Here is a 6,654-nt window from a genome sequence, read left to right as displayed (position 1 = left end):
GAAATACTTGATTCAGCTAACGCTAGAACATACAATTCGACTCAGATATTATCTGTTAAACTCATTTGACCAAGCAACGGCAAGCAAAGCAGCAATGCAAAGCGAATAAGACCAAACGCAAAGTCATAAACAGTTGTGCTGGCGACCATAGCAAGAGTGAACCACCTGATCCCTTCCCGAACTCAGAAGTGAAACCTCTTAGCGCTGATGGTAGTGTGGGGTTTCCCATGTGAGAGTAAGTCATCGCCAGCTCATTATTCTAAACACCCCCTTCAATAGAAGGGGGTGTTTTTTTATGGGAAGAATTTAATCAAATAAATGTTATTTATATGTCATTTCGACTGAAATATCACATAAAAATAAAATTGAGAGGCGTATACTAAACCAGTCTATGGAGCGGATATGTCCCCAAATTCATCTTCAAGCCATATTAAATATGGATCTTCTATCTTCTAAAACTTGAATATTCATGTAATTGTCTTTCCTAGTCTGCTATTAAATTAATTAAAAACTGAACCACACGGTCTAACTTTCTATGCCATTTTGCGACCTTTGTATAGTATTTGAGCAAAGCTCAGCGTGCTCAACTAGGGCTGTTGCGAAAGCATGGCGGGATAAATCAATAAAAATAAGATTAAATAGTTAAATGTCATGTGTCGCGGTTTAAAACAATGAAATTGAAAACTCACAGGAGGTGAGACGTCACAATGAATACAGTCAATGTGAATGAGGTCATTGATAAGGCCAAATTTACTCCATTTCACTTTAATGTCGTGTTCTGGTGTTTGCTGATTATTTTATTTGATGGTTATGACCTGGCAATAATGGCGTGGCTTTACTGCTCTTAATGCAGGAGTGGTCTTTAAGTGCAGTACAGGCGGGTATGCTGGCGATTACAGCACTTGCAGGCATGATGTTTGGCGCGATGATGTTTGGTACGCTGGCAGACAAGATTGGCCGTAAGAAAGTCATCATGATCTGTGTGGTGCTGTTTAGCGGTTTTACCTTTGCAGGTGGCTTTGCGTCTAACCCGACAGAATTCGGTATTTTACGTTTCCTTGTTGGTTTAGGCATTGGCGGTGTAATGCCGAACCTGGTGGCTTTAACTTTTGAATATGCCACGCTTACGTGCAACTTTGGTCACTACCATGTTCAGTGGTTATGCGGTGGGTGGTGTAATGGCTGCTTTATTAGGTGCATGGTTTACTCCTAATTTTGGTTGGCAAATCATGTTCTTTATCGCAGGTGTGCCTTTACTGTTATTGCCTCTAATCTGGAAATTCCTGCCAGAATCTCTGACATTCTTGGTGAAAGCGCAGAAGCATGATAATGCTCGTCAAATGATGCAGCGTTTAGATGATCAGCTCAGTTTAAATGACCAGACTCAATTGGCTTTAAGCGAGATTAAAATTGCTGAACCTGCTTTTGTGAGCAGCCTGTTTAAGCAGGGGAGTACCGCAAGCACACTGTTATTCTGGTTAGCCTTCTTTATGTGTTTACTGACACTGTATGCCTTAGGCAGCTGGTTACCGAAACTGATGATGGCAGCAGGCTATTCGTTAGGTAACAGTTTAATGTTCCTGCTGGCAATGAATATTGGTGCAGTCATTGGTACCGTAGGCGGCGGTATCCTAGCAGACAAATTCCACTTAAAACCTGTGATTATCACTCTATGTTTGTCAGGTGCAGTGGCATTATCGCTATTAGGCTTTAAATCTCCTCAACCTGTGATTTACTTCCTGGTTGCCGTGGCAGGTGCTTCAGCGATTGGTGGTCAGATTCTGCTTTATAGCTATGTGGCGCAATACTATCCATTAACTGTTCGTTCAACCGGTATTGGTTGGGCTTCAGCGGTAGGGCGTAGTGGGGCAATTGTCGGTCCAATCCTGATCGGGATGCTGCTGGGTATGGAATTACCACATCAGCTGAACTTCATGGCTGTTGGCCTACCAGTGGTGATTGTAGCCATTGCCGTATCACTGATTGTGCGTAAAGACCGCGTTGTAAATGCAGATCCAATGGCAGAGCCGAAGCTTAAAACTGTCAAGGCTTAATGACCCACTGGTTCTTATATTCATTTTTAATCTTTAAAAACGTTGAAACCCCTTCAAATAAGGGGTTTCAACGTTTAAATTCATAATTTTTAATAGAAATCAAAATATATTTCTTGCTTAGAAAAATTACTAAAAGACCCACTTAAAAATAGATTTTAAATATATAAAACAAGCATTTAAATATTAATAACAACGTGAATAATCACATAAATGTATATCTCTAAAGCTTTAATTTACCTTAACTATGGTCTTATTGTAACGCGAAATCCACTTCAGTATATTCGCTCGAACTGACTGTTTTGTCGTAATAGTCAGCAGGATTTATGGACAAGTACTCATGGGAGATGAGAACGATGACAACGGAAAAAATAGACGTTAATTCTGTAGTCGATAATGCGAAATTTACGCCTTTTCACTTCAATGTAGTTGCTTGGTGTTTACTCATTATCTTATTTGATGGCTATGATTTAGCAATTAATGGTGTGACGCTGCCACTCTTAATGCAAGATTGGGGCTTAAGCGCAGTACAAGCAGGTATGCTGGCCAGTACAGCACTTGCAGGCATGATGTTTGGTGCCATGATTTTTGGTTCGCTGGCAGACAAGATTGGCCGTAAAAAAGTTATCATGATCTGTATCGTGCTGTTTAGTGGTTTAACTTTCGCGGGTGGCTTTGCGTCTAACCCGACTGAATTTGGTATTTTACGTTTCCTTGCTGGTTTAGGCATTGGTGGTGTAATGCCAAACCTGGTAGCACTGACTTCTGAATATGCGCCACAAAAGATGCGTAGTACCTTAGTAACCACAATGTTCAGTGGTTATGCCGTAGGTGGTGTCATGGCTGCTTTACTTGGCTCATGGTTTACTCCAGATTTTGGTTGGCAGATCATGTTCTTTATCGCGGGAATTCCACTGTTTTTATTACCAATTATTTGGAAATTTTTACCTGAATCTATCTCATTTATGGTGAAACAAAACCGCCAAGCGGAAGCACAAGAGATTGTGCGTCGTATGGCACCAGATTTAAAAGTAACTGAAAATACAGTATTCACTTTACCTCAGGAAAATGTACCTGAAGCTGCGAACGTGGTTAGCCTGTTCCGCCGCGGTCGTGCAGTCAATACATTATTGTTCTGGGTAGCATTCTTCACTTGCTTGCTGACGATGTATGCACTTAGCAGCTGGTTGCCAAAATTGATGATGGCGGCGGGCTACTCAATGGATAACAGCCTGATGTTCATGATGGTCATGAACGTGGGTGCAGTAGTTGGTATTGTTGGCGGTGGTATTCTGGCTGACCGTTTCCACCTGAAACCGGTACTGATGTTCCTGGGTATTATGGGTGCGATTGTGATGAGCTCAATGGGCTTTGCGTCTAACCAGTTCTTACTTTATATCCTGGTGTTCCTGGCTGGTGCAGCGTCAATCGGTTCACAAATGTTGCTATACAGCTATGTAGCGCAGTATTACCCACTGGCAGTACGTTCTACAGGTATTGGCTGGTCTTCTGCGATTGGTCGTATGGGTGCGATTGTAGGCCCAATCCTGATTGGTGGCTTACTGGGTATGAACCTGCCTGCACACTTCAACTTTATGGCAGTCGGTTTACCGGTACTGATTACAGCAATTGCAGTTGCGCTGATCATGCATGAAAATGAAGCTAACAAGATTGGTTCAGCAGAGACAGTTGCTGCAAAAGCTTAAAACCAAGTTTGAAATAAGAAGCCTCCGAAATGGGGGCTTTTTTTATTTACTGATAATCTAAAGCAATTTAGATTAAAAAAATCATGAGTTTAAGAGTTATAAAAAATGGATTATCGAGAACAATAGGAAAGCTTTTTAAACCCTGAAGTATTTAAAGATCGACTAATTAATATTTCGATGTATATAACTATCTATGAAATGTTGAAAGATTCGATTATCAATCGACTCATAGATTTTTATATTATGACCTTAATTGGAGCTAGGGATTTAGAAGGAGAAGAAGAATATAGATTAAAAGTTTTATCAAGACGTAAAAATCATCTATACGCGTCAATTTCTTGGTTAATAGAACATGAAGTCATTAATGAAGTAGATAAAGAAAATATAGAGGCTTTAAAAAATTATAGAAATTATTTAGCACATGAAATGAGTGATATCGTTTTTAATGGTGAAATAAAAGACCTGATGAAAAACTTTCTATGTGCTTACCAATTAGTTCATAAAATTGAAAACTGGTGGATCATTAACTTTGAAATGGCAATCAATCCAGATTTCACTGATGCTAATTTGGAAGATATAGATATCGATAACATACAATCAGGGAAAAAATTAATGATTGATATGGCTTTGTCAGTATTATCAGGAAGTAAAGAACTATTAAAAAAATTCAAAAGCAATTAACCAAAGATTTATATATGATGAACTTTCTGATGTTGACTGGATAAAATCAACCATTTCATAATTAAAAAAATTTTAGGTAACACAATTATGACTATTAATTCATTCTCCCCAATCCCTGAAGATGATGAAGAACTGCATCTTCCTGAACTGGTGTACTGGGCATCCCTAGGTGATGTTGAACAGGTTGAGCAGGGCTTACAAGAAGGTCTAAACGTTAACTCCGCCGATGAAGAAGGCTATAGCGCATTACAAGCTGCTGCTGAAAATGATCATCTTGAAGTGGTGAAGTTACTGGTGAGTAAAGGCGCAGATGTCGATCATCGCAGTACCTATACTGCTTTAGAGCTGGCTGAAATGGCAGGCAATAAAGATGTCGTGGAATATTTAAAAAGCCTGAAAGGCAGTATTCCTAAATAAGAAAGAATAAAAAAGAAACCCCACAAGCTGGGGTTTCTTTTTGAGAACAGTTTAGGATTACGGAATAATATCCATGTCCGCTTCGAGTTCTTCCACAATTGCAGTATTAAAAGCCGGTAAATCATCCGGATTACGTGAAGTAATCAGTACCCAGCCATTGGTATTGCAACGGTGTACTTCTTCATCGACCCATTTTGCACCGGCATTCTCTAGATCCAGCTTGATACTCTTATAAGAAGTCAGGTTTTTATCTTTGACGCGACCCGCATCAATCAGTGCCCATGGACCATGACAGACTGCCGCAATCGGTTTCTGGTTATCAGCAAAGTACTGGATGATGCGTTGGGCATCTTCATTAATGCGTAATTTATCCGCATTCACTGTTCCACCAGGAATCACCAGCAGATCATAATCTTCTACACTGACTTCATGCATGGTTGTATCAGGTGTGTATTGTGCACTTGGCTTGCTGTCAGCTTCCATGGTGTGGACATCTTCATTTTTTTCTGCAGCATGAATCACCACAAAACCATGTGACTGCAAGAAATCCAGGGGCTGGACTAATTCATCGTGTTCAATGCCTTCGTTCGAGGTGATAATCAGAACTTTCTTGACCATGATTGTAAATCTCAATATCTGCAGGGGTCTTTAGCTTAGCAATAAGGCATTTTTAGAAATGTTGCTTTTTTAGCCGAGGACTGTAAGCGTTTATAGAAGAAAGACCTGAGAGAACAACAGAAAAAAACAATAGATGGAAAAAGCCCCGATATCCTATCGGGGCTTTTTCCGTATTTCGTGATTTAGGTATAACTCCTGTCGTACCTCACGTCCTGGTGCATCTGCTTATTTTTGTTTTTATGTTTCGGAGCATCCTGCTCTCTATGGGTTTAAGATACTGCAGCTTAATATAGCTTAAAAGACGCAGATAACAGCTTATGTTGTACGCCTGGGCTTACAAGATCTAAGTAGTATTCTGTAAGTCATTCTTTTCATTAAAAGTGCATGTCCAGACCGATATAAGGACCTTTAAATTCTAGTTGAAGATCTGGCACATTATTTTGCTCGGCATCAATTTTCATGATGCGATAACCCAGTTTGGCACCGAGGTCTACAGCAAGATTATCAATAAAGTCGTATTGAAGTTCAGCTTGTACATCGGTCTTTTTAGTGTCGCTGCCATGGCTGTAAACAGCTTCAGCTTTGGCGCTCATCCCGGTGAATGGCAGTTTGACACCTGCTGTTGCGTAGAGCAGAGGACTGTATTCATCTAGATCGTACTGGGTTAGAGCACCGGCATTCAGGTTTTTCACCGTACCATCCAGATTGCTTAAGCCGACACCAACATCCGCATGTACAACTGTATCCAGCAATTCGTAATAGAGAATATAGTCAATATTGTTCAGCTCGATATCTGAAGCATTAAGTACAGTGCTTTGCTCGCTGTTGCTGTCGAGATTTACATATTTGATTTTTGCATTTGGCAATAACGGTACCGGATGTTCCAAAGCTACAGACAGCTGTGCCGTACCTTGACGGTCCAGATCATGTTTACTGGCATTGTCAGACTGGCTATATCCGTTAAAATTCCAGTAGCTGGCATCTGCTTTCAGACCAATGATATCGGCATGGCTGACGCTACTCAGCGCCAGTCCGCATAATAAGGTATTGATGATTCTTGCGTGCATAGGTTGAATTTCCTTTTGCTTGACTCAAATTGAGCAGTTTTATGACCTAAATCTATATTTTTAGGGCTCTAGACTAGCAGAACAGATATGTTAGTCTAGAATCATGATAGAAAA

Annotated in this window: 5 protein-coding genes, 1 rRNA gene and 1 pseudogene; 5 read left to right on the top strand and 2 right to left on the bottom strand. The window is 40.3% G+C overall.

Annotated features, from left to right (window positions below; genetic code table 11):
- Positions 1 to 137 precede the first annotated feature (137 nt).
- The 5 genes and pseudogenes from rrf to C8322_RS09755 all read left to right on the top strand — a co-directional run bounded on the left by rrf (position 138) and on the right by C8322_RS09755 (position 4,855).
- Positions 138 to 252 (top strand): 5S ribosomal RNA (gene rrf / locus C8322_RS09775).
- Between the two features lie 455 nt (positions 253 to 707).
- A pseudogene (locus C8322_RS09770) lies at positions 708 to 2,054 on the top strand (MFS transporter).
- A 353-nt stretch (positions 2,055 to 2,407) separates the two neighbouring features.
- Positions 2,408 to 3,757 carry an aromatic acid/H+ symport family MFS transporter gene (locus C8322_RS09765; RefSeq protein ID WP_111810552.1) on the top strand — a complete coding sequence of 450 codons (1,350 nt, stop codon included), beginning with the start codon at positions 2,408 to 2,410 and terminating at the stop codon, positions 3,755 to 3,757.
- A 243-nt stretch (positions 3,758 to 4,000) separates the two neighbouring features.
- Positions 4,001 to 4,438, top strand: a complete 438-nt coding sequence (locus tag C8322_RS09760; RefSeq protein WP_227591035.1) for a DUF4145 domain-containing protein — start codon at positions 4,001 to 4,003, stop codon at positions 4,436 to 4,438.
- 87 nt (positions 4,439 to 4,525) lie between these two features.
- Positions 4,526 to 4,855 carry an ankyrin repeat domain-containing protein gene (locus C8322_RS09755; RefSeq protein ID WP_004895922.1) on the top strand — a complete coding sequence of 110 codons (330 nt, stop codon included), beginning with the start codon at positions 4,526 to 4,528 and terminating at the stop codon, positions 4,853 to 4,855.
- 57 nt (positions 4,856 to 4,912) lie between these two features.
- Here C8322_RS09755 and C8322_RS09750 read toward each other — a convergent pair whose 3' ends face one another.
- Positions 4,913 to 5,473, bottom strand: a complete 561-nt coding sequence (locus tag C8322_RS09750) for a type 1 glutamine amidotransferase domain-containing protein (protein ID WP_004895920.1) — start codon at positions 5,471 to 5,473, stop codon at positions 4,913 to 4,915.
- Positions 5,474 to 5,847: 374 nt separating this feature from the next.
- Entirely contained in the window at positions 5,848 to 6,540 is a 693-nt protein-coding gene (locus C8322_RS09745) for a TIGR04219 family outer membrane beta-barrel protein (protein ID WP_111810550.1), read from the bottom strand.
- Positions 6,541 to 6,654: the final 114 nt, after the last annotated feature.

The sequence above is a fragment of the Acinetobacter sp. SM1B genome, from assembly GCF_003289665.1.
GTDB classification, from domain to species: Bacteria; Pseudomonadota; Gammaproteobacteria; order Pseudomonadales; family Moraxellaceae; genus Acinetobacter; species Acinetobacter schindleri.
This window is presented reverse-complemented; position numbering and strand designations above follow the sequence as displayed.

Excerpts from the sequence above, each read along its gene's own strand:
- C8322_RS09760 (WP_227591035.1), top strand. The coding sequence starts at position 4,001 with ATGACCTTAATTGGAGCTAGGGATTTAGAAGGAGAAGAAGAATATAGA.
- C8322_RS09750 (WP_004895920.1), bottom strand. The coding sequence starts at position 5,473 with ATGGTCAAGAAAGTTCTGATTATCACCTCGAACGAAGGCATTGAACAC.
- C8322_RS09745 (WP_111810550.1), bottom strand. The coding sequence starts at position 6,540 with ATGCACGCAAGAATCATCAATACCTTATTATGCGGACTGGCGCTGAGT.
- C8322_RS09765 (WP_111810552.1), top strand. The coding sequence starts at position 2,408 with ATGACAACGGAAAAAATAGACGTTAATTCTGTAGTCGATAATGCGAAA.
- C8322_RS09755 (WP_004895922.1), top strand. The coding sequence starts at position 4,526 with ATGACTATTAATTCATTCTCCCCAATCCCTGAAGATGATGAAGAACTG.